18 protein-coding genes are annotated in these 21,641 nt (G+C 60.0%); 5 read left to right on the forward strand and 13 right to left on the reverse strand.

The features are described from left to right. Positions 1-223 precede the first annotated feature (223 nt). On the forward strand, positions 224-1,111 hold the full coding sequence (gene yihG / locus AC3WTM_RS28610) for a 1-acylglycerol-3-phosphate O-acyltransferase, YihG family (protein ID WP_102672912.1): 888 nt from the start codon (positions 224-226) through the stop codon (positions 1,109-1,111). A 1-nt stretch (position 1,112) separates the two neighbouring features. On the opposite strand, the gene AC3WTM_RS28615 is transcribed toward yihG, so the two are convergent. Then, entirely contained in the window at positions 1,113-1,673 is a 561-nt protein-coding gene (locus tag AC3WTM_RS28615) for a DUF2780 domain-containing protein (protein WP_102672911.1), read from the reverse strand. Between the two features lie 225 nt (positions 1,674-1,898). Here AC3WTM_RS28615 and AC3WTM_RS28620 point away from each other — a divergent pair, with 225 nt between their 5' ends. After that, positions 1,899-2,924 carry an RHS repeat-associated core domain-containing protein gene (locus tag AC3WTM_RS28620; RefSeq protein WP_256586123.1) on the forward strand — a complete coding sequence of 342 codons (1,026 nt, stop codon included), beginning with the start codon at positions 1,899-1,901 and terminating at the stop codon, positions 2,922-2,924. A 42-nt stretch (positions 2,925-2,966) separates the two neighbouring features. Here AC3WTM_RS28620 and fdhA read toward each other — a convergent pair whose 3' ends face one another. The 8 genes from fdhA to AC3WTM_RS28660 all read right to left on the reverse strand — a co-directional run bounded on the left by fdhA (position 2,967) and on the right by AC3WTM_RS28660 (position 13,058). After that, a complete protein-coding gene (gene fdhA / locus AC3WTM_RS28625; RefSeq protein WP_090451825.1) occupies positions 2,967-4,166 on the reverse strand; it encodes a formaldehyde dehydrogenase, glutathione-independent in 1,200 nt (399 codons plus the stop codon). A 203-nt stretch (positions 4,167-4,369) separates the two neighbouring features. Then, complete coding sequence (gene purU, locus AC3WTM_RS28630) at positions 4,370-5,227, reverse strand: formyltetrahydrofolate deformylase (RefSeq protein WP_007981374.1); 858 nt, start codon at positions 5,225-5,227, stop codon at positions 4,370-4,372. Between the two features lie 156 nt (positions 5,228-5,383). Then, positions 5,384-6,016 (reverse strand): sarcosine oxidase subunit gamma, encoded by a 633-nt coding sequence (locus tag AC3WTM_RS28635; RefSeq protein WP_007994422.1) that lies wholly within the window; start codon positions 6,014-6,016, stop codon positions 5,384-5,386. A gap of 156 nt (positions 6,017-6,172) precedes the next feature. After that, complete coding sequence (locus AC3WTM_RS28640) at positions 6,173-9,190, reverse strand: sarcosine oxidase subunit alpha (protein WP_102672491.1); 3,018 nt, start codon at positions 9,188-9,190, stop codon at positions 6,173-6,175. Next, positions 9,187-9,516, reverse strand: a complete 330-nt coding sequence (locus tag AC3WTM_RS28645; protein WP_057713000.1) for a sarcosine oxidase subunit delta — start codon at positions 9,514-9,516, stop codon at positions 9,187-9,189. The genes AC3WTM_RS28640 and AC3WTM_RS28645 overlap by 4 nt, the downstream gene beginning before the upstream one ends. A 14-nt stretch (positions 9,517-9,530) precedes the next feature. Then, positions 9,531-10,781, reverse strand: coding sequence for a sarcosine oxidase subunit beta (locus tag AC3WTM_RS28650; protein ID WP_007936415.1), 1,251 nt, complete (start codon positions 10,779-10,781; stop codon positions 9,531-9,533). Positions 10,782-10,804: 23 nt separating this feature from the next. Further along, the gene (gene glyA, locus AC3WTM_RS28655; protein WP_102672492.1) at positions 10,805-12,058 is read right to left on the reverse strand and encodes a serine hydroxymethyltransferase; all 1,254 of its coding nucleotides are present in this window, start codon (positions 12,056-12,058) and stop codon (positions 10,805-10,807) included. 283 nt (positions 12,059-12,341) lie between these two features. Further along, positions 12,342-13,058, reverse strand: coding sequence for a TraX family protein (locus AC3WTM_RS28660; protein ID WP_102672504.1), 717 nt, complete (start codon positions 13,056-13,058; stop codon positions 12,342-12,344). Between the two features lie 157 nt (positions 13,059-13,215). Here AC3WTM_RS28660 and AC3WTM_RS28665 point away from each other — a divergent pair, with 157 nt between their 5' ends. Next, a complete protein-coding gene (locus AC3WTM_RS28665) occupies positions 13,216-14,256 on the forward strand; it encodes a threonine aldolase family protein (protein ID WP_090451829.1) in 1,041 nt (346 codons plus the stop codon). A 198-nt stretch (positions 14,257-14,454) separates the two neighbouring features. Next, complete coding sequence (locus tag AC3WTM_RS28670) at positions 14,455-15,279, forward strand: SDR family oxidoreductase (RefSeq protein ID WP_102672493.1); 825 nt, start codon at positions 14,455-14,457, stop codon at positions 15,277-15,279. 129 nt (positions 15,280-15,408) lie between these two features. Here AC3WTM_RS28670 and gbcB read toward each other — a convergent pair whose 3' ends face one another. Further along, on the reverse strand, positions 15,409-16,509 hold the full coding sequence (gene gbcB / locus AC3WTM_RS28675) for a glycine betaine monooxygenase reductase subunit (RefSeq protein WP_102672494.1): 1,101 nt from the start codon (positions 16,507-16,509) through the stop codon (positions 15,409-15,411). A 282-nt stretch (positions 16,510-16,791) separates the two neighbouring features. On the opposite strand from gbcB, the gene gbca reads away from it, so the two are divergent. Next, on the forward strand, positions 16,792-18,087 hold the full coding sequence (gene gbca / locus AC3WTM_RS28680) for a glycine betaine monooxygenase oxygenase subunit (RefSeq protein WP_057712996.1): 1,296 nt from the start codon (positions 16,792-16,794) through the stop codon (positions 18,085-18,087). A gap of 624 nt (positions 18,088-18,711) precedes the next feature. On the opposite strand, the gene AC3WTM_RS28685 is transcribed toward gbca, so the two are convergent. From AC3WTM_RS28685 to etfB, 3 genes are all read right to left on the reverse strand, one after another. Continuing rightward, positions 18,712-19,917 (reverse strand): retropepsin-like aspartic protease, encoded by a 1,206-nt coding sequence (locus AC3WTM_RS28685; protein WP_256586122.1) that lies wholly within the window; start codon positions 19,915-19,917, stop codon positions 18,712-18,714. Positions 19,918-20,101: 184 nt separating this feature from the next. Beyond that, on the reverse strand, positions 20,102-20,668 hold the full coding sequence (locus AC3WTM_RS28690) for a GNAT family N-acetyltransferase (protein WP_102672496.1): 567 nt from the start codon (positions 20,666-20,668) through the stop codon (positions 20,102-20,104). A 193-nt stretch (positions 20,669-20,861) separates the two neighbouring features. Beyond that, the gene (etfB, locus tag AC3WTM_RS28695; protein ID WP_090451839.1) at positions 20,862-21,632 is read right to left on the reverse strand and encodes an electron transfer flavoprotein subunit beta; all 771 of its coding nucleotides are present in this window, start codon (positions 21,630-21,632) and stop codon (positions 20,862-20,864) included. Positions 21,633-21,641: the final 9 nt, after the last annotated feature.

Raw genomic sequence — 21,641 nt, forward strand, 5'->3', positions numbered from 1 at the left:
AGCAAGCCAAACACGCATCAAAACCAGTATTGCAGAAATGGGGGGATCCATAGATGTGGGAGCGGGCTTGCCCGCGAAGAGGCCGGTACAATCGCCACAGTAATGTGACCGGATACTCCAACCCAGCCTACCCATCCAATGGTGAAACATTCGTCAGCACCGATTTGGCCTGTCGCCCGAAGCTGCTTATCATTGCGCGCCCAACCGCTTCCACGAGTGACTTATGCGCCGCCTGCTCACCGGCTGTTTCGTGACCCTGCTGCTCCTGCTCAACACCCTGATCCTGATCGGACCGTTGATGGTGTTTGCCCTGCTCAAACTGATCCTGCCTGGCCGTTTTCGCGATTACGCCTCATGGTCGGTGATGTGGATCGCCGAGACCTGGTCCGAGATCGACAAGCTGATCTTCCGTGTCTGCATCCCTACCCAATGGGACATCCGTGGCGGTGACGATCTGCGTCGCGACACTTCATATCTGGTGATCAGCAACCATCAATCCTGGGTCGACATCCCGGCGCTGATCCAGACGCTGAACCGGCGCACGCCGTTCTTCAAATTCTTCCTCAAGAAAGAGCTGATCTGGGTGCCCTTCCTGGGCCTGGCGTGGTGGGCGCTGGACTACCCGTTCATGAAGCGCTACAGCAAGGCGTTCCTGGCCAAATACCCGGAACTGGCCGGCAAGGATCTGGAAATCACCAGACAGGCTTGTGAATTGTTCAAGCGCCAACCGGTGACGGTGGTCAACTACCTCGAAGGCACCCGCTTCACGGCGGCTAAATGTGCCCAGCAACAGTCACCGTTCAATCACCTGCTCAAGCCCAAGGCCGGCGGGGTGGCCTTTGTGCTGGCGGCGATGGGTGAGCAGCTGGACGCGATCCTCGATGTGACAGTGGTTTTCCCGCAGCAGACGATTCCGGGGTTCTGGGACTTGATCAGCGGCAACGTTCCGCGGGTCATCATCGACATCAAGACTCGCGAACTCGACCCGGCGCTGTGGCAGGGCGATTACGAAAACGACCCTGCGTTTCGCGAGAAGGTCCAGAACTGGGTCAACCAGCTCTGGATCGAGAAGGACCGGCGCATCGAGGAGTTACGCGCCGGGAGCCGCTGAATCAGCTACCGGTGTCGGTGTCGGTGCCCCAGATGCTGCCCAGGCTGCTCAGCAGCGAACCGCCGACGCCCTGCTGACCGAAGTATTGCAGGAGTACCGGGGCAAACTGGCCGATCATGCCGCTGTCCATGCCCAGGGCGCTGAAGGCGTTGTTCAGGTCGTTGGTGTCCTTGACGTTGCCCAAGGCGTTGTCCAGCCCTGCTGCTTTGCCGCTGGAGCCGAGCAGACCGGCCAGTGCCCCCAATTCCCCGCCGCCCGAGAGCATGTCGATGCCCGGCACGCTTTTGGCCAATTCCGAGTAGTCGGTCGAGCTCAACTGGTTCTTCGCCAGCCCCAGCATCGCCCCGGCACCGCCAACGGCTTGCTCTGGGGTGATGTCCAATTCACTGAGGGTGCTCAGCAGGTTGGCGGTCTGCGGTGTCGGTGCAGCAGTCGCGGCCGCGTCATCGCCCTGCATGCCGGCAATGGCATTGACCGCATCGCCCAAATTGAACTGTGCGAAGACCGGGCTGGCTGCCAGGGTCAGGAGTGATGCCAGTGCAAAACCGCGTGAAATCTTCATTCAGACATCCTCTTGTGCCATGAAAAACGCCCGGCTTACGGGCGCAAAGCTGCCGATTTGACCGGGCAGACGCGGGCATGTTCCTCAGATCTCCATCCATTTACCATCCGCTCGTCACAAAGCAGCCCTGAAGCCTGCGGCACTATCAGATCTGCCAGTAGGCAGCTCTGTTCGAATGCGCCACAGTAAAACCCTGGATCGACAAACTCATTCAGGAACCCGGCCATGCTCCCCAATCGAGAAACGCGGCTCTGCAGTTACCGCTACGACCCACTGGATCGTCTGGTTGATTGCACGCCCTCTGCGCAGTCCCCCACCCGACGCTTTTACTTGAAAGATCGTCTGGCCACGGAGATTCAAGGTGTGGTGCAGCATTCGATCATGCAGCACGACGATAAACTGCTGGCTCAGCAGCAGCGTCAGAGCAGCACAGCAGAAACCCGCTTGCTCGCCACGGATCAACAGCGTTCGGTTTTGAATGTACTTGATGTCGCTCGACTACATCCCCTCGCCTATTCACCCTATGGTCATCGCCCTGCGGAAAGTGGCTTGCTCAGCCTGCTCGGCTTCAACGGCGAACGGCCGGATCTGGTGACGGGGTGTTATTTGTTGGGGAACGGCTATCGGGCGTTTAACCCGGTGTTGATGCGGTTTAACAGCCCGGACAGTTGGAGTCCGTTTGGGGAGGGCGGGTTGAATGGGTATGCGTATTGTGTGGGGGATCCGGTAAATCGAACTGATCCGACAGGACACTCAAATATTTTCCTCCGCGCCTTCAAGGGAATAATGAATAGACTTGGGAGAACACCGTCCCACGCACGTAACATTGCAAAGCAATCTGCGGAACCAATTTCGAATACGACAAGCACATATCTAAAACGTACGCCCAAGATCAATACAATTGGTCAAGGACAAACTCCAAAATCAGAGTCAACAATGCCTTTCGGAGCTCATAGCGAGCGCCCCCATTCGCCGACGGGGACTTCTAATACTTTACAGGCATTAAAATCCACCTACGAACCCATTCCAAAAAGCCTTCCACCTTCCATTGTGCGAGTGGAAAACACACTCGATGGTGGCATAACAGTCGTACCCGTGAGCAATGAAGCCATGGAGAACATCAGACTCGTGGCCAGAACCAATCCATACACTTCACCCGCTAAAGCTTCAGCAATAGTTCGTGGCTTGGCAGGGCTTCCCGATCTTCCTCTAGGACAACGTTACCTGTTTCCTAACGTCAGACACTCTTAAAGACAAAGGGCGACAGTATGTCGCCCTTTTTTACCGCGCGACTTACGCCGCACTAAACATCTTATGCGGATCAATCACAAACTTCTTCGGCACGCCCGCATCGAACTCGCCATAACCCTGCGGAGCCTGATCCAGGCTGATCACCTGAACGCCCACCACTTCGGCGATGTTGATGCGGTCCCACATGATCGCTTGCATCAGCGCGCGGTTGTACTTCATCACCGGGGTCTGGCCGGTGTGGAAGCTGTGGGACTTGGCCCAGCCCAGGCCGAAGCGGATGCTCAGGCTGCCCATTTTCGCGGCAGCGTCGACAGCGCCCGGGTCTTCGGTCACGTAGAGGCCGGGGATGCCGATCTTGCCTGCCACACGCACCACGCCCATCAGCGAGTTGAGCACGGTGGCCGGGGCTTCGTGTTTCACGCCGTCATGGCCATGGCCACGGGCCTCGAAACCAACGGCGTCGATGGCGCAATCCACTTCCGGCTCGCCCAGCAGTGCAGCGATCTGTTCGTGCAGCGGCGTGTCCAGGGACAAGTCGGCGATCTCGAAGCCCTGAGCCTTGGCGTGAGCCAGGCGAACGGTGTTGACGTCACCGATGATCACCACCGCCGCGCCCAACAGACGGGCTGAAGCAGCCGCCGCCAAACCGACCGGACCGGCACCGGCGATGTACACGGTGCTGCCCGGGCCGACACCAGCGGTCACGGCACCGTGATAGCCGGTCGGCAGGATGTCGGAGAGGCAGGTCAGGTCGCGGATTTTTTCCATCGCCCGGTCGCGATCCGGCAGTTTCAGCAGGTTGAAGTCGGCGTACGGCACCATGGCGTATTCGGCCTGGCCACCGGTCCAGTCGCCCATGTCGACGTAACCATAAGCACCGCCCGGACGCGCCGGGTTGACGCTCAGGCAGACGCCTGTGTGCATTTCTTTGCAGGAACGGCAGCGCCCGCAAGCCACGTTGAACGGTACGGACACCAGGTCGCCGATCTGCAGGTTCTCGACGTCGCTGCCCTTTTCGATCACTTCACCGGTGATCTCGTGACCCAGGACCAGGCCGGTTTGAGCGGTGGTACGGCCGCGCACCATGTGCTGGTCGGAACCACAGATATTGGTGGAAACCACGCGCAGGATGACCGCGTGGTTAATTTTCCTGCCACGCGGGTCCTGCATTTTCGGATAATCAATACTCTGCACTTCGACCTTGCCAGCGCCGAGATACACCACACCACGATTGCCAGACATGCTTTCACCTCGCTGTTGTTTTTATGGAACCGCGTTGCCCAGGCAGGCAGCGCGTTAAATGCTCGGGTTATTGCCGTTGTCATTTGTGTTGCTTATAAGGGCCTCATCGCGAGCAAGCTCGCTCCCACAGGTTTTTGTGTCGTTCACAAATCTTGTGTCCGCCCCCGATCCACTGTGGGAGCGAGCTTGCTCGCGATGGCGATTTAAAGAACGACCGTACGATTGGCGTTCAAAAACACCCTTCTCTCAATGTGATACCCGACGGCCCGCGCCAGTGTCAGCCCTTCGATATCCCGCCCCTTGGCGATCAGGTCTTCCGGATAATGGCTGTGGTCCACTGCCTCCACACCCTGGGCAATGATCGGGCCTTCATCCAGGTCGTTGTTGATGTAATGCGCTGTGGCGCCCACCAGCTTCACACCCTTGTTGTAGGCCTGGTGGTAGGGCTTGGCGCCCTTGAAACCGGGCAGCAGGGAGTGGTGGATGTTGATCGCCTTGCCATCGAGCTTGCGGCATAGCTCCGGCGACAGCACTTGCATGTAGCGCGCAAGGATCACCAGTTCCGCACCGGACTCTTCAATGACCTGCCAGACCTGACGTTCCTGGGACGGCTTGTCGTTCGGATCCAGCGGGAAGTGGTAGTACGGAATCTGGTGCCAGTCAGCCAGTGGCTTGAGGTCCGGGTGGTTGGAGACCACGGCGGCCACGTCCATCGACAACTGGCCGATGCGCTGGCGATAGAGCAAATCGTTGAGGCAGTGATCAGCCTTGGAAACCATGATCACCACTTTCGGCCGGTAGTTCGGCGCGGTCAGTTCGAAGATCATGCCGAAGGCTTCACCGCGCTCGGCGAGGCCCGCGCGGAAGGACTGCTCGTCGAAACCGTCAGGCTGGCGGAATTCCACACGAATGAAGAAACGGCCCGAGAGTCGGTCATCGAAGGAATGGTGCTCGGTGACGTAGCAGCCCTGCTCGAACAGAAAGCGGGTCACCGCGTCCACGGTGCCGAGGACGCTGGGGCAGTCGGCGGTCAGAATCCATGTGTCTGGGGCGCGGCTCATGGTGCGGTGACTCCTGTGATATCTGTAAACGGAACAGCCTTCCTGTAGGAGCGAGCCTGCTCGCGATGGACGTCAACGATGACGCGTACTTCCTGATTTAACGCGTCGCTCTCAAGTCCATCGCGAGCAGGCTCGCTCCTACAGTGACGGTGGTGATCAAGCCTGAACGCTGAGGCCGTACTCGGCAGAAGCGTCCTGCAACCACAGCCACCAGTAATCCGAGAAGCTGCGACGAATCAGCAGTTCCCAGGTGTCTTCGGCGGTGTGACGGATCATCAATTGCGACTTGGCGAACACCGTGCCGACGGCTTTGCCCACCGGGAAGTTGTTCGGGTGCACGTCGTAGCTGGTGGACTTCATCAGTACCTGGCGCACGTTCGGGCCGCTCAGTTCGAGGAGTTGCTGGCCGCCGCTGACGTTGACGATTGCAATGTGCAAATCGCCCAGTGCTGCGCGCAGTTTTTGCTCGGCGGCAAGTTCTTCACCGGTCGGCACGATCAGCAGCCACTCATCCGGCCCCATCCATTGCAGACTGGTTTCGCCTTTGACGATGACGCTCAGCGCGCCCGGCAACTCGATGCCTAGGGCCTTGTGCACGCCCGCGGCAAACGCGGCATCGTGGCCATCGCCGCGGATGGTAAGGTGGCCGAGGAGTTTTTTCTCGCGCACGGTCACGCCGGCGTTCTTGCGACCCTTGCCCACCAGGCTGGCGAGATCGGCGTGATGCAGCGACGACTCGGCCTTGGCCCCGGAGGTTGGGCGTTGTTGGTAAACATTGGCTGCGGTCATAAAGCACCTGTTTTGAATTCTGTTGGTTCTGGCCCTTGTGGTGGCTGTTCTATCGCCATCGCGAGCAAGCTTGCTCCCACAAGGGTTAGACGATCTCCTGTGGGAGCGAGCTTGCTCGCGATGGCGGCAGCTCACACCCCACAGGACCCGAAGCCCTTACACGTTCTGGCGCTCACCCTTCGGATCGAAGAACACCGAAGAAACGATTTCCGCCTCGATCACGCTGCCGTCGGCCAGCGGTGCGAACACTCGCTCGCCCATCCGCTGCAACCCGCCCTTGACCACGCCCATGGCAAACGAATAGCCCAGGGAGTTGTGCAGGTAACTGGAAGTCACGTGACCCACCATGGTCATCGGGATGGCTTGCTTGGTGTTGAACACCAGTTGCGCACCTTCCGGCAGCCACTTCGTCGGATCGATCGGCTTCAGGCCAACCAGCTGTTTGCGCTGATCACGCACACAGTCTTCGCGGTTCATGCCGCGCCAGCCGATCCACGAGAACGGTTTGGTGCGACCGACACACCAGCCCATGTTCAGGTCGTCCGGGGTCATCGAGCTGTCAGTGTCCTGACCGACGATGATGAAACCCTTCTCGGCCCGCAGTACGTGCATGGTTTCGGTGCCGTACGGCGTCAGGTTGTACTTCTTGCCAGCGTCGACGATTTTTTCCAGCACGCCCATGGCGTAGTCGGCTTGCACGTTGACTTCGTACGACAGTTCACCGGTAAACGAAATCCGGAACACCCGCGCCGGCACACCACCGACCAGACCTTCTTTCCAGGTCATGAACGGGAAGGCTTCGCTGCTCAGGTCGATGTCGGTGACTTCAGCAAGCAGCTTGCGGCTGTTCGGCCCGGACAGGGTCATGGTCGCCCAGTGGTCGGTGACGGAGGTGAAGTACACCTTCATGTCCGGCCATTCGGTCTGGTGGTACAGCTCCAGCCACTGCAGCACACGAGCCGCGCCGCCGGTGGTGGTGGTCATGACGAAATGGTTGTCGGCCAGGCAAGCCGTCACGCCGTCGTCGAAGACCATGCCGTCTTCTTTGCACATCAGGCCGTAACGGGCCTTGCCCACATCGAGCTTGGTCCAGGCGTTGGTGTAGACGCGGTTGAGGAACTCACGCGCATCCGGGCCCTGGATGTCGATCTTGCCCAGGGTCGAAGCATCGAGCAGGCCGACGCTGTCGCGCACGGCTTTGCATTCGCGCTTCACCGCGGCATGCAGGTCTTCACCGGATTTCGGGAAGTACCAAGGACGCTTCCATTGGCCGACGTCTTCGAACTCGGCGCCGTTTTTCAGGTGCCATTGATGCAGTGCGGTGTAACGTACCGGCTCGAAGATGTGCCCACAGTGACGACCGGCCACGGCACCGAAAGTCACCGGCGTGTAGTTCGGACGGAACATGGTGGTGCCCATCTGCGGGATGGTCACGTTCAGCGAGCGGGCAGCGATGGCCAGGCCGTTGACGTTGCCGAGCTTGCCCTGATCGGTGCCGAAGCCCAGCGCGGTGTAGCGCTTGACGTGCTCGACCGACTCGAAGCCCTCGCGGGTCGCCAGTTCGATGGCGGCGGCGGTGACGTCGTTTTGCAGGTCGACGAATTGCTTCGGTGCCCGTGCGGTGCTCTTTTCATGGGGCACCTGGAACAGCGCCAGGGTCGGCTCTTCGAGACGGCTCAGGGCTTTCGGCAGTACGCCTTCAACCGTCTGGAATCCGGCTTCAGCAGCGGCGCGAGCGCCACCTTCAAAACCGTCGGCCAGGGAATCGCCAAGGCCGTAGACGCCGTTGATGCCGCCGACACACACGCGTTTCTGCGGTGCTTCGCCCGGTACGAAACCGAGGATGTCTTCACGCCAGATCGGCTTGCCACCCAGGTGCGAAGCCAAGTGAACCACCGGGCTGTAGCCACCGGAGCTGGCGACCACGTCGCAGTCGAGCCATTCGCCAGGGCTGGTCACGGTGTGGGCTTTGACGTCGATGGCGGCCACACGGGCAGCGGTCACGTGCTTGCTGCCACGAGCCTCGATCACGGCACTGCCGGTGAGGATGCGGATGCCTTTGGCGCGGGCTTCTTCCACCAGCGCACCACGCGGATTGCTGCGGGCGTCGGCAATGGCCACCACTTGCAGGCTGGCATCGAGCCAATCCAGGGCAACACGGTAGGCGTGGTCGTTATTGGTCGACAGCACCAGCTTCTTGCCTGGTGCCACGCCGTAACGACGCACGTAGGTCGAGATGGCGCCGGCGAGCATGTTGCCCGGCACGTCGTTGTTGCCGTAGACCAATGGACGCTCGTGAGCGCCGGTTGCCAGTACCACGCGATTGGCGCGGACCCGGTGAATGCGCTGACGCACCTGGCCAATCGGTGCGCGGTCGCCGAGGTGATCGGTCAGGCGCTCGTGAATGGTCAGGAAGTTGTGGTCGTGGTAGCCGTTGACGGTGGCGCGCGGCAACAGCAGCACGTCCGGGGTGTTCTTCAGCTCGTCGATGACGCTGGCCACCCACTCCATCGCAGGCTTGCCGTCGAGGCTTTCGCGGGAATCGAGCAGGCTGCCGCCGAACTCTTCCTGTTCATCGGCGAGGATCACCCGGGCACCGCTGCGCGCAGCCGCCAGGGCAGCCGCCAGGCCAGCAGGGCCGGCACCGACGATCAGCACGTCGCAGTGCTGGTTCATGTAGTCGTAGGTGTCCGGATCGTTTTCGGTCGGCGAGCGACCAAGACCGGCGGCCTTACGAATGTACTTCTCGTAGGTCATCCAGAACGATTGCGGGTACATGAAGGTTTTGTAGTAGAAGCCCGGTGGCATCAGCTTGCCGCCGACCTTGCCGAGAATCCCCATCATGTCGTTGTTCACGCTCGGCCAGCCGTTGGTGCTGGTGGCGACCAGGCCCTGATACAGCGCCTGTTGCGTAGCACGCACGTTCGGGATCTGCGTGGCTTCGGTGGCGCCGATCTGCAGCACCGCGTTCGGCTCTTCGGCACCGGCGGCGAAGATGCCGCGCGGACGAGAATACTTGAAGCTGCGACCGATGATATCGACGCCGTTGGCCAGCAGTGCAGCGGCCAGGGAATCGCCTTCGAAGCCTTTGTAGTTCTGGCCGTTGAAGGTGAAGGTCAAGACTTTGTTGCGGTCGATCCGTCCGCCGTTGGACAGGCGATTGATCTGGCTCATACCTTCTCTCCCAGAGCCGTGCTGGCCGCTTTCGGGCTATCGGTCTTGTCGGTGAATTGTGGCTTGGTGCCGATCTTGTAGGTTTCGAGAATCTCGTAGGTCACGGTGTCGCGGGTGACGTTGAAGTACTGACGGCAACCGGCAACGTGATCCCACAGCTCGTGGTGCAGACCGCGCGGGTTATCGCGGAAGAACATGTAGTCGCCCCACTCCTCGTCGGTGCAACTGCTCGGGTCCAGTGGGCGCGGGATGTGCGCCTGGCCGGATGCATGGAATTCCTCTTCGGAGCGCAGTTCGCCGCAGTGAGGACAGAAGATATGCAACATAGGGATTTCTCCTGTTAGTGGGCGACTGCTGCAGCGCCGTGTTCGTCGATCAACGCACCGCTGTGGAAACGGTCGATGGAGAAAGGTGCGGCCAGTGGGTGCATTTCACCCTTGGCCAGGCTTGCGGCAAATACGTTGCCCGAGCCAGGTGTTGCCTTGAAGCCGCCGGTGCCCCAACCGCAGTTGAAGAACATGTTCGGTACCGGGGTTTTCGAAATGATCGGGCAGGCATCCGGCGTGGTGTCGACGATGCCGCCCCACTGACGGTTCATGCGTACCCGCGACAGCACCGGGAACATCTCGACGATGGCCTGGATGGTGTGTTCGATCACCGGGTACGAACCACGCTGGCCGTAGCCGTTGTAGCCGTCGATACCGGCGCCGATCACCAGGTCGCCCTTGTCGGACTGGCTGATGTAACCGTGTACGGCGTTGGACATGATCACGCTGTCGATAATCGGCTTGATCGGCTCGGACACCAGCGCTTGCAGCGGGTGGGATTCGATCGGCAGACGGAAACCGGCGAGCTTGGCCATGTGCCCGGAGTTACCGGCGGTCACTACGCCGACGCGCTTGGCGCCGATGAAGCCCTTGTTGGTTTCAACGCCGATGCACACGCCGTTTTCCTTGCGGAAACCGATCACTTCGGTCTGCTGGATCAAGTCCACGCCGAGGGCGTCGGCGGCCCGGGCAAAGCCCCAGGCCACGGCATCGTGACGGGCCACGCCGCCGCGACGCTGGACGGTAGCGCCCATCACCGGGTAGCGGGTGTTCTTGGAGCAGTCGAGGTACGGGATCTCGTCCGCCACTTGCTTGGCATCGAGCAGTTCGCCATCCACGCCGTTGAGGCGGTTGGCGCTGACCCGACGCTCGGAATCACGAATGTCCTGCAGGGTGTGGCACAGGTTGTAGACGCCACGCTGGGAGAACATCACGTTGTAGTTGAGGTCCTGGGACAGGCCTTCCCACAGTTTCATCGCGTGTTCGTACAGGTGCGCCGACTCGTCCCACAGGTAGTTGGAGCGAACGATGGTGGTGTTGCGCGCGGTGTTACCGCCGCCCAGCCAGCCTTTCTCGACCACGGCCACGTTGGTGATGCCGTGTTCCTTGGCCAGGTAGTAGGCGGTCGCCAGACCATGCCCGCCACCGCCGACGATAACCACGTCGTAGACCTTTTTCGGGGTCGGCGTGCGCCACATGCGCTGCCAGTTTTCATGATGGCTGAGAGAGTGTTTGAAGAGGCCGAAGCCCGAGTAGCGTTGCATAGTCATTTACTCCAAAACCGCACTCAGCGATAAACCGGGAAGTCCGCGCACAGGGCTGCCACTTGCTCGGCGACATTGGCCTCGACATCGGCGTCGCCGAGGTTGTCGAGGATGTCGCAGATCCAGCCGGCCAGCGTGACGCACTGGGTCACCTTGAAGCCGCGAGTGGTGACCGCCGGGGTGCCGATGCGCAGGCCAGAGGTCACGAACGGCGACTGTGGATCGTTCGGGACAGCGTTCTTGTTCACAGTGATGTGGGCGCGACCGAGTGCTGCATCCGCCTCTTTGCCGGTGAGGCCCTGACGGATCAGGCTGACCAGGAACAGGTGGTTGTCGGTACCGCCGGACACTACATCGTAGCCGCGTTTGATAAACACGCCGGCCATGGCCTGGGCGTTGTCGATCACTTGCTGCTGATAAGCCTTGAAGCCAGGCTCCAGCGCTTCCTTGAAGCACACCGCCTTACCGGCGATCACGTGCATCAGCGGGCCGCCCTGGGCACCGGGGAAAACGGCTGCGTTGAGCTTCTTCTCGATTTCTTCGTTGGACTTGGCCAGGATCAGGCCACCACGTGGACCGCGCAGGGTCTTGTGGGTAGTGGTGGTGACCACATCGGCGTAAGGCAGCGGGTTCGGGTACAGACCAGCGGCAACCAGACCGGCCACGTGGGCCATGTCGACGAACAGCAGCGCACCGACCTTGTCGGCGATCTGGCGGAAGCGCGGGAAGTCGAGGGTCTTGGAGTAGGCCGAGAAGCCAGCAACGATCATCTTCGGCTTGTGCTCGACGGCCAGACGCTCGACTTCGTCGTAATCGATCAGGCCGGTGTTGGTGTCGATGCCGTACTGCACGGCGTTGTACAACTTGCCCGAGGACGACACTTTGGCGCCGTGGGTCAGGTGACCGCCGTGGGCCAGGCTCATGCCGAGAATGGTGTCGCCGGCTTGCAGCAGGGCCAGGTACACGGCGCTGTTGGCCGAGGAACCGGAGTGCGGCTGGACGTTGGCGTAATCGGCACCGAACAGTTGCTTGGCGCGCTCGATGGCCAGCGCCTCAACCTTGTCGACGTGTTCGCAGCCACCGTAGTAGCGCTTGCCCGGATAACCTTCGGCGTATTTGTTGGTCAGGCCACTGCCTTGCGCTTCCATGACGCGCTTGCTGGTGTAGTTCTCTGACGCGATCAGCTCGATGTGATCTTCCTGACGTTGCTCCTCGGCATTCATCGCCGCCAGCAGTGCATCGTCGTAACCCTGGATCTTGTCTTGCTTGCTGAACATCGCGTCTCTCCCAGCGGCGGCGGTGCGCCATTCGTCTCGGTGAGGCACTGGCTTTTCGGCAGTGCCCTTTGGTAGCGATGGTATGACTGGCTTGGAGTCGTCAAATGCCTACGGGCGCCACGCAAAGGTGCGTTTACGACATGGCGGGAAATGGCAAGCCGCAAGCAAACCTCAAATCAGCCTGGATCCCTTGTGGGAGCGGGCTTGCTCGCGAATTCTGCGTATCAGTAAGTATTGAAGTGACTGACACCCCGCTTTCGCGAGCAAGCCCGCTCCCACAGGGTTATGCGAGCACCTGACGCAAAGTCAGCAAAGCGACGAAATGCGCGGGATACAGGGCATATGCCCAACGCCGCATCGGTGGTGGATTTACGCCCTTTGCGTGTCGCAACAAGAACAGCCCGAGCCATGGCGCAATCAGGCACGTGACGATGGCCGGAAACGCCGCGACATTGCCCAGGCGAGCGGCGTGATACAGCACCTGCCATTGATTGGCCGCCAGACAGACCAGCCCCGCCAATAGCGCGAAATACCAAGGCCGTTGCAGTACCAGCAGCATCGCCAGCGGCAATAGAACGCCAAAGAAACCGAACATCAATCGCTGGGAGAAAAACCCTGCCAGCAGCAACGCGCCGACGGCCAGCAGGCGCGACGCAAGCACCGGCTGCTGCCAACCACGAATCACCAGCAAGCCCAGCGCAAGGGTGGGCAACACGTTCAAGGTGTCGGGATTGTGAATATACATCCGGTAAGGAATTTCACTCACCGCGCTAAACAGCAACAACCAGCCCAGATAGCGCCATTGCCTACCGTTCACCACAACAGGCTTTCGTGACAGATTGGCCGCCATCGCCAGGCAGAACCACGGGAATGCCAGCCGCCCCGGCACATACAACAGATCGGCGGAATAACCGACATATCGCAGGTGATCGAGCACCATGCTTAAAAGCGCCAGCCACTTGAGCAGATCCAGTGCCCCGTCGCGCTGCTTTAAGTGCATGGCCTTGTGCATCGTCACGTGCATAATTGCCCTTCAACTGTGTATGTTCCCGACAGCGACATCCTGTGCACCTCCACCTGACGATCTTGGGTACAGTGCGCACCCTCATTGACCACGGGACGCTTCACCATAGGCATCTCGACCACGGAAGCAGGCCATGACCGACAAGAGCCAACAATTCGCCAGCGACAACTATTCCGGCATCTGCCCTGAAGCCTGGGCCGCCATGGAGCAGGCCAACCACGGCCACCAGCGCGCATACGGCGACGACGAGTGGACCGCCCGCGCCTCCGACGGATTCCGCAAACTGTTCGAAACCGACTGCGAAGTGTTTTTTGCCTTCAACGGCACCGCCGCCAACTCGTTGGCGCTGTCGTCGTTGTGCCAGAGTTACCACAGCGTGATCTGCTCGGAAACTGCCCACGTCGAAACCGACGAATGCGGCGCCCCGGAATTCTTCTCCAACGGCTCCAAACTGCTGATCGCCCGTACTGAAAACGGCAAGTTGACCCCGGAATCGATCCGCGAGGTCGCGCTCAAGCGCCAGGACATCCACTACCCGAAACCCCGTGTGGTGACCCTGACCCAGGCCACCGAAGTCGGCAGCGTCTACACCCCGGACGAAATCCGCGCCATCAGCGCCACCTGCAAGGAACTGGGCCTGAACCTGCACATGGACGGCGCACGATTCTCCAACGCCTGCGCCTTCCTCGGCTGCACCCCGGCTGACCTGACCTGGAAGGCCGGCGTCGACGTGCTGTGCTTCGGCGGCACGAAGAACGGCATGGCCGTGGGCGAGGCGATTCTGTTCTTCAACCACAAACTGGCCGAAGACTTCGATTACCGCTGCAAACAGGCCGGACAGCTTGCTTCAAAGATGCGCTTCCTGTCGGCGCCGTGGGTCGGCATCCTGGAAAACGACGCCTGGCTCAAATACGCCAACCACGCCAACCACTGCGCGCAGTTGCTGGCCGAACTGGTCAGCGACATTCCAGGTGTTGAGCTGATGTTCCCGGTACAGGCCAACGGCGTCTTCCTGCAACTGTCGGAACCGGCCATCGCCGCACTGACCGCCAAGGGCTGGCGCTTCTACACCTTCATCGGCAACGGCGGCGCACGCTTCATGTGCTCGTGGGACACCGAGCAAGAGCGCGTGCGTGAATTGGCGAAGGACATTCGCGAGGTGATGTCGCATTAACCCCCTCCTGTAGGAGCGAGCTTGCTCGCGATGGGCGCTAACGAAAACGCGTGCTTTCTGGATAAACGCAGCGCCTTCAAGTCCATCGCGAGCAAGCTCGCTCCTACAAAAAGCTCCACAGCCTGACCGTTCGCACCTGAAGTCTTGGTCTACATTGTCTGTCGATCCTTACAGATAACAATAATCAGGAGCGTACGCATGTCATTGCAAGGCAAAACCCTGTTCATCACCGGCGCCAGCCGCGGTATTGGCCGTGAGATTGCGCTGCGGGCCGCACGCGACGGGGCCAACATTGTGATTGCGGCGAAAAGTGCGTCGCCACACCCCAAATTACCCGGCACGATTTTCAGCGTGGCCCAGGAAGTCGAAGCCGCAGGCGGCAAGGCACTGGCCCTGCAAGTGGATGTGCGCGATGAAGATGCCGTGCATCAGGCCCTGGCCCAGGCCAACGAACATTTCGGTGGCATCGATGCACTGATCAACAATGCCGGGGCAATCAAGCTCACCGGGGTTCAACATCTCGAACTCAAGCGCTTTGACCTGATGCACCAGATCAACACCCGCGCCGTATTGCTGTGCAGCCAGGCTGCCCTGCCCTATTTGAAGAAGTCTGCCGGGCACATCCTGAACCTGTCGCCACCGCTGAACCTGGCCACCAAATGGTTCGCCCAATACAGCCCTTATACCGTGACCAAGTACGGCATGAGCATGCTGACCCTGGGCATGAGCGAGGAATTCAGGAATTACGGCATCAGCGTAAACTCGCTGTGGCCACAGACGATGATCGCCACTGCAGCCATCGAGTTTCAGTTGGGGTCGAGGGAATCGTTCAAGCATGCGCGACTGCCCGCGATCATGGCGGATGCGGCGCATGTGATTCTGAGCAGCGCAAACCGCAGCCTGACCGGGCGTTTGCTGATCGATGAGGAAATACTGCGAGAAAACGGGGTGACTGAGTTCAAACACTATCGGTTCGCGCCGGACAGCAACGACAAGCTGATGACCGACTTGTTTATCGACTAAACACCCTCCCCTGTAGGAGCGAGCCTGCTCGCGATGAACCTGAGAACACCGCGGGGGGTCAGGTTGTCAGCGTTATCGTTGACGTCCATCGCGAGCAGGCTCGCTCCTACAGGGACTATTGCGCAACCATTAGAACTCGATGCGCACGTCGCCTTTAGGCACGCTGCAGCACGAAAGAATGAACCCTTCAGCTTCATCTTCCTCGGTGATCCCGCCGTTGTGGTCCATTTCCACTTCACCACCCAGCTTCAACACCTTGCAAGTGCCGCAGATCCCCATGCCGCATGCTTTCGGAATCATCAGGCCGACCTTGGCCGCCGCCGCATGCACGGTCTCGCCCGGGGCCACGCGGATGCTCTTGCCGGACGCCGTAAACTCAACCTCGTGCAGATCCGCTACGTCGACTTCCGGCGCCTCGGCCGCTTGCTCGGCGTGTTCCACGGCGTCGGCGCGCGCCTCTGGCGGGGTCGCGCCGAAGGATTCTTCGTGATAACGCGACATGTCGAAGCCAGCGGCTTCCAGCAAGCGCTTGACCGCATTCATATACGGTGTCGGGCCGCAGCAGAACACTTCGCGCTCAAGGAAGTCCGGCGCCATCAATTCAAGCATTCTGTGGTTCAGGTAACCGCGATAACCGGCCCAGGGCTCACCCATACCGTGCTTCTCGCAGATCAGGTGCAGGCTGAAGTTGTCGATCCGCGACGCCATGTGTTCCAGCTCACGGTGGTAAATGATGTCCTTGGGCGAACGGGCGCTGTGGATAAACACCATGTCGACATTGCCGTTGGTGTCGTAGAACCAGCGCGCCATGGACATGACCGGCGTGATACCGACGCCGCCGCTGAGGTAAAGCACCTTTGGCGCGGTGAAGTCCATGGCATTGAACAGCCCGACCGGTCCGTGCACCGCCAGCTCCTGACCTTCGTGCAGAGTGTCGTGCAGCCAGTTGGAGACCTTGCCACCCGGTACGCGCTTGATGGTCACCGAAAAGCTGTACGGCACCGATGGCGAGCTGGAAATGGTGTACGAACGCATGATCGGCTGGCCTTCAATCTCCAGCTCCAGGGTGACAAACTGCCCCGGTTTGAAGAAGAACATGATCGGCTGATCGGCCATGAAGCAGAAGGTGCGCACATCCCAGGTTTCCTGGATGACTTTGACGCAACGGACGATGTGCCGACCATTGGCCCAGGTCTGGGTGGTTACCGGATTCAGGAAACTATTGGACATGCTGATCTCCACGGCCGACTGCCGGCCTTCATGTTGGCGATTCTGCGTATAGCGCAGATCACCCATTTACCTATCTGCGACATTGACATGCTTATCGCGACCAGCCCCCAACGACTGGGGCTTGCGCGTCGGGAACAGATTGCACCATGTCGCCCATGGATAAGGTTCTGGCCTGCGCCGGCCCCACACTCGCCCCATACCAAGACACATTCTTTACACCTTGCGTAGCAACCCTGATCAGCCACTTTCGCGGCCACGCAGATGGCCTTGAGGAAATACACGATGGACGTCACTACTACCCTGAGCCTGGGCGATCCGCTGGAACCCGCACGCAAGGCCACCGCGCAGATGCTGCAAGAGCGCGAGCGCACGTTCTCGCTGCCGCAGCCGTTTTACTCCGACGAGCGCCTGTTTGATATCGACATGCAGGAGATCTTTCAGAAAGAGTGGTTGATCGCCGGCATGACCTGCGAGATCCCTACCAAGGGCAACTACCTGACCCTGCAGATCGGCAAGAACCCGATCATCGTGATCCGTGGCGCCGAAGGCGTGGTGCACGCGTTCCATAACGTCTGCCGCCACCGTGGCTCGCGCCTGTGCACCAGCGACAAGGGCAAGGTCGCCAAGCTGGTTTGCCACTATCACCAGTGGACCTACGAACTCGACGGCCGCCTGCTGTTCGCCGGCACCGAAATGGGCGCCGACTTCGACATGAACCAGTACGGCCTCAAGCCGGTGAACGTGAAGACCGCCGGCGGCTACATCTTCATCAGCCTGGCGGAGAACCCGCCGGCCATCGATGACTTCCTGTCGACGCTCAACCACTACATGGAACCGTACGACATGGAGAACACCAAGGTGGCGGTGCAAACCACCTTGATGGAAAAGGCCAACTGGAAACTGGTGCTGGAAAACAACCGCGAGTGCTACCACTGCAACGCGTCGCACCCGGAACTGCTGAAAACCCTGCTGGAGTGGGACGACGTCACCGACCCGCGCGCCGACCAGGCCTTCAAGGACCACGTAGCCGCCTCCGCCGCTGCCTGGGAAGCCGAGAAGATCCCTTACGCCCACGCCAGCTTCGGCCTGCGCAACCGCATCGTGCGCATGCCGCTGCTCAAGGGCACCGTGTCGATGACCATGGACGGCAAGCAGGGCTGCGCCAAGCTGATGGGTCGCATCAAGAACCCGGACCTGGGCTCGATGCGCATCCTGCACCTGCCGCACTCCTGGAACCACTGCATGGGCGACCACATCATCGTGTTCACCGTGTGGCCGATCAGCGCCCAGGAAACCATGGTCACCACCAAGTGGATCGTGCACAAGGACGCGGTCGAAGGCGTGGACTACGACGTGGAGCGCATGCGCCAGGTCTGGGACGCCACCAACGACCAGGACCGTCGCCTGGCCGAAGAAAACCAGCGCGGCATCAACTCCACCGCGTACCAGCCTGGTCCGTACTCCAAGACCTATGAGTTCGGTGTGGTGAACTTTGTGGACTGGTACAGCGAGCGCCTGCTGAGCAACTTGGGTGCCGAGCCTGCGCCTTACCTCAAAGGGGTTCCGGTTCAAGGCTAAAGCATGCCCCTGTAGGAGCGAGCCTGCTCGCGAAAAATCCAGGGGCACCGCTGGTCATCTGTCTTTTCGCGTCATCGTTCACGACCATCGCGAGCAAGCTCGCTCCTACAAGGGGCTTGCTCGCAACAGGTTTTCTCCCCGCTACACATTCCTCTATCTTTAGAACTGTACGAAATATGATCTATTTCGTTCAGAGCTATGCTGCGCACGCCTCCCAGCCTTCCGCAAACAAGTTATCCACATCTCCACCCACAGCTATTGGGGACAACTGTGGAAAGACTGCAAAATATCTTCACAAAAACCAAAGAAAAAACGTGACTTATCCAGAAGCATGCTTCCACTGGCGCGCTGCTCATTTTTTAACCAGAAGCCTGAAAGTCACGGACTGTAAGGCTTTCAGAGGATGGCAAACACCTTATCCACAGAAGCGCCAACAGAGATTGGGGGCAAGTCTGCATCAGCAGCAGCACATATCCCCTTGAAAAAGCATGGAAAAACCACGAGCCAGGCTGGGTGTTTTTTGATCGACGCCATGCAAGGCTTGATTTGTATGGGGTGTAGCGAGGGGCGAACATGTTATCCACAGAACCACCAACAGGGATTGTGGGTAACCATCCAATCTGTTCAGACTCTATTGAGGCATGAGCGACCTGAATCGAGATCCAGGCTCAATTCAAAGTCTTTGAAGGCGCGCCATCCGAGTAATATCGACGGCACGTATTGCCCGCCCACCAACGACGGCGGGATGGTAAAGCCCGGGTAGTATTTGTAGCTGACCACCAAGGTGTCGCCTTGCAGGGCCAATACGCCGGTGAAGCGTTGAAAGTGCTTATCGTCGCCGGTGTAAACGTTCGAGCCTCCCGGTGTCAGCGCCTGCGCCACGCTGACTTGCCTGCCGGGCGACGCGGCCGTCAGGTAGTCGACATTTCCCGTATCGATGATGGCTTGCGTTGCCCGACGATCCAGCTGTGCGGCAACTACCAGCCGTTGGTTGAGATCCAGGCGGCTCAAGACAATTGGCGCATCACAGCGCCGGGCAGGCGGCGGATTAAGTTCCAGTGTTCTCCTGGTTATCTTCAAGCGCCCCAGCTTGCTGATCAGATCCAGCCCCAACAAATTATCCCGGTCGCTGACAAAGACCAGGACGTTCCTGAACTCACGGGTGCCGACTCTCAGTGACCCGAGAATTCCCAACCTCGCGGCCAGGCCCCTTTCGCCATAAAACGTGCTGTAGCGATAATGAGCATCGGGCAACATCCTGATCCCCATCTGTTTCGCAGTTTCAATGTTGACCCGGGTTTGCGGTGCCCCCGTGTCCAGTACAAAACGCGCCGAGACACCGTTGGCCGTTCCGACCTCGATAAATGGCAGCGATTGTTCAGCGATGTAGAAGTCATTGGCATGAGGATGGAGCTGCAGCACCTCATGTCGCGCAGATCCCTTGACCAAGAAATTGCCAGCCCTCGTCAGAATAGCCAGTGATTCGCTGCCAAACATGGAGAACAGGGCATTCAGATCTGCATCGGCCGCAATCGCCCGGGCATGCTTGCCCTTGATGGCCAGATAGTATTCGGGGATTTGGTTGGCGGCCTTGGCTTCGAGCATTCTGGCCAGGACCGTCACCGAACAGCTGAGGTGCTTATCGGCATCCAGTACCTTGTCGCACTGTTGCCGTAGCTGCGCCAGGGACGCGTCGCGCCCCTGCCCGGTTTCCAGCCATTGATAAAAGTCCTGATCAGCCACGGGCACGTTTGCCGGGACAGCAGACAGCAAGCCGGTGGATATCCACAGGGTCGATGCAAAAAGCGCCAGAAGAGCGAAAGTCTTCATGTTCAAGCCAGTCATAAAAACCGGATTTCATGAGTCAGCGCTGAACGTCTGAAAACTCCCGAAAGCGTGTCGCACCCTTGATCAGCGCATAGAAAACTGTAGCTCACCGCCCTCGTCAACGTGGGACGAGGGCGCGTGGCGTTGTGGATAACCTTCGCTGGTTAGCCCCCCCCCCCCCGCAGACTCAGGGCCTGTGCATAAGATAGGCGTCACCAGTGACACGGATCATGGGATGAGGGGTGACCTGGCAGGTTTTGATGATCTTGAAACCGTGCCGCTCATAAAAGCGCCGGGCGCCAGTGTTGGCGGCATAGTCGATCAGGCTCAGGCCATTGAGCCCCAGTTGGTCGGCACGTTCTTGAGCATGGGCGAGAAACTGCACGCCCAGGCCCCTGTTGCGCCAGCCCTCGTACAGGGCAAGGCTGGAGATATAGAGCGTGTCGGGCACTTCCATGTCGGCGTAAGGCGCCAGTACCGGGTCGGTCGTCGGCTCCGCCAGTGGATCGTGGCGCATCACGTAGCTGTGCATCATGCCAATGACCTGGCCATTGGCCTCGGCAATCAGGCAGTTCTGGTAAGAGAAATCCACGTCGTCGCGGGCATACCGAATGGCGCCGACGTCCAACAGATCCTGGCCGGGCTCTGCGATCTGGCTCCAGATGTAGTCTGAAGCGCCTTCGGATGAAATCTGGAACAACCGCGCAATCTCACGCGCATCCGCGCGGACTGCCGAACGAAATTCAACTGTCATTGTTTCCCCGTGAATTCTGGTAATGCAGGCATCCGGTGGGACCAGTGTTAGCGTTCACCGAAGATCAAAGTTGTAGGAGCGAGCCTGCTCGCGAAAAACCTGAGGACACCACAGTCATTCAGGCATCCCGCGTCATCGTTAACCACCATCGCGAGCAGGCTCGCTCCTACAGGAGATCTATGCTGAAACCGGGTCAGCGGACCACACCTTCCTCAATCAACAACTTAAGGATCGCTTCTGCCCCCGCCTGCGCCGTAACGCCCTTGAGCACTTGCCCACCGCCACCGCTGGCCTTGGCCGTCGCGGCTTTCATGCGATCGGCGCCGCTCTTGGCCTTGATCACTTTAAGGCGCTTGGGCCGCGGCTTGGCCGGCTGCAGGGTGGCGACCGCGAGCAGTTCATCGTCGATGACCTCGACGTCCTGTGCTTGCAGCACGCCGCGTCGGGCCGGGCCGTAGGCACTCTGCCGAGGCTTGGGCGCGGCGTTATCCACAGTTGCCAGGAACGGCAAGCGAACCTTCAAGCGACGACGCTGACCACGCGGCAACGCTTGCAGCACCAGCGCCGAACCGCCATCAATGGACTCGACTTGCGCCAAGCCCACCACCAGCGGCCAGCCCAGGTTTTCAGCGAGGAGGAATGGCAACATGCCCGAACCTTCGCCGGTTTCCGCCTGGCTGCCGGTCAACACCACCTGGGCCCCGGCATCGCGCAGATAATCGGTCAGCGCCGGCAGCGCATCGGCGCCTTGTGGTTGTTCCAGCACGTGCAGTTGTTCCAGGCCCATGCCCAGATACGCGCGCAATGCAGGCTCGGTGATGTCGCCGGCATGCAGTACCTGCAAGTTATCCCCAGCCAATTGCAGACCCAGTTCCACCGCCCGCGCATCCTGTTCCGCGCGACGCGGCCGACCGGACGTAGGGTGGGCGCCGATGGACACCAGGCTGATGATTTTCGTGCTCATAACCCTTTC

This window comes from Pseudomonas sp. EU05-FHT14B02 (genome assembly GCF_058791055.1).

Coding starts and splice junctions, on each gene's coding strand:
- yihG (WP_102672912.1), top strand. CDS start 224: ATGCGCCGCCTGCTCACCGGCTGTTTCGTGACCCTGCTGCTCCTGCTC.
- AC3WTM_RS28615 (WP_102672911.1), bottom strand. CDS start 1,673: ATGAAGATTTCACGCGGTTTTGCACTGGCATCACTCCTGACCCTGGCA.
- AC3WTM_RS28620 (WP_256586123.1), top strand. CDS start 1,899: ATGCTCCCCAATCGAGAAACGCGGCTCTGCAGTTACCGCTACGACCCA.
- fdhA (WP_090451825.1), bottom strand. CDS start 4,166: ATGTCTGGCAATCGTGGTGTGGTGTATCTCGGCGCTGGCAAGGTCGAA.
- purU (WP_007981374.1), bottom strand. CDS start 5,227: ATGAGCCGCGCCCCAGACACATGGATTCTGACCGCCGACTGCCCCAGC.
- AC3WTM_RS28635 (WP_007994422.1), bottom strand. CDS start 6,016: ATGACCGCAGCCAATGTTTACCAACAACGCCCAACCTCCGGGGCCAAG.
- AC3WTM_RS28640 (WP_102672491.1), bottom strand. CDS start 9,190: ATGAGCCAGATCAATCGCCTGTCCAACGGCGGACGGATCGACCGCAAC.
- AC3WTM_RS28645 (WP_057713000.1), bottom strand. CDS start 9,516: ATGTTGCATATCTTCTGTCCTCACTGCGGCGAACTGCGCTCCGAAGAG.
- AC3WTM_RS28650 (WP_007936415.1), bottom strand. CDS start 10,781: ATGCAACGCTACTCGGGCTTCGGCCTCTTCAAACACTCTCTCAGCCAT.
- glyA (WP_102672492.1), bottom strand. CDS start 12,058: ATGTTCAGCAAGCAAGACAAGATCCAGGGTTACGACGATGCACTGCTG.
- AC3WTM_RS28660 (WP_102672504.1), bottom strand. CDS start 13,058: ATGCACTTAAAGCAGCGCGACGGGGCACTGGATCTGCTCAAGTGGCTG.
- AC3WTM_RS28665 (WP_090451829.1), top strand. CDS start 13,216: ATGACCGACAAGAGCCAACAATTCGCCAGCGACAACTATTCCGGCATC.
- AC3WTM_RS28670 (WP_102672493.1), top strand. CDS start 14,455: ATGTCATTGCAAGGCAAAACCCTGTTCATCACCGGCGCCAGCCGCGGT.
- gbcB (WP_102672494.1), bottom strand. CDS start 16,509: ATGTCCAATAGTTTCCTGAATCCGGTAACCACCCAGACCTGGGCCAAT.
- gbca (WP_057712996.1), top strand. CDS start 16,792: ATGGACGTCACTACTACCCTGAGCCTGGGCGATCCGCTGGAACCCGCA.
- AC3WTM_RS28685 (WP_256586122.1), bottom strand. CDS start 19,917: ATGAAGACTTTCGCTCTTCTGGCGCTTTTTGCATCGACCCTGTGGATA.
- AC3WTM_RS28690 (WP_102672496.1), bottom strand. CDS start 20,668: ATGACAGTTGAATTTCGTTCGGCAGTCCGCGCGGATGCGCGTGAGATT.
- etfB (WP_090451839.1), bottom strand. CDS start 21,632: ATGAGCACGAAAATCATCAGCCTGGTGTCCATCGGCGCCCACCCTACG.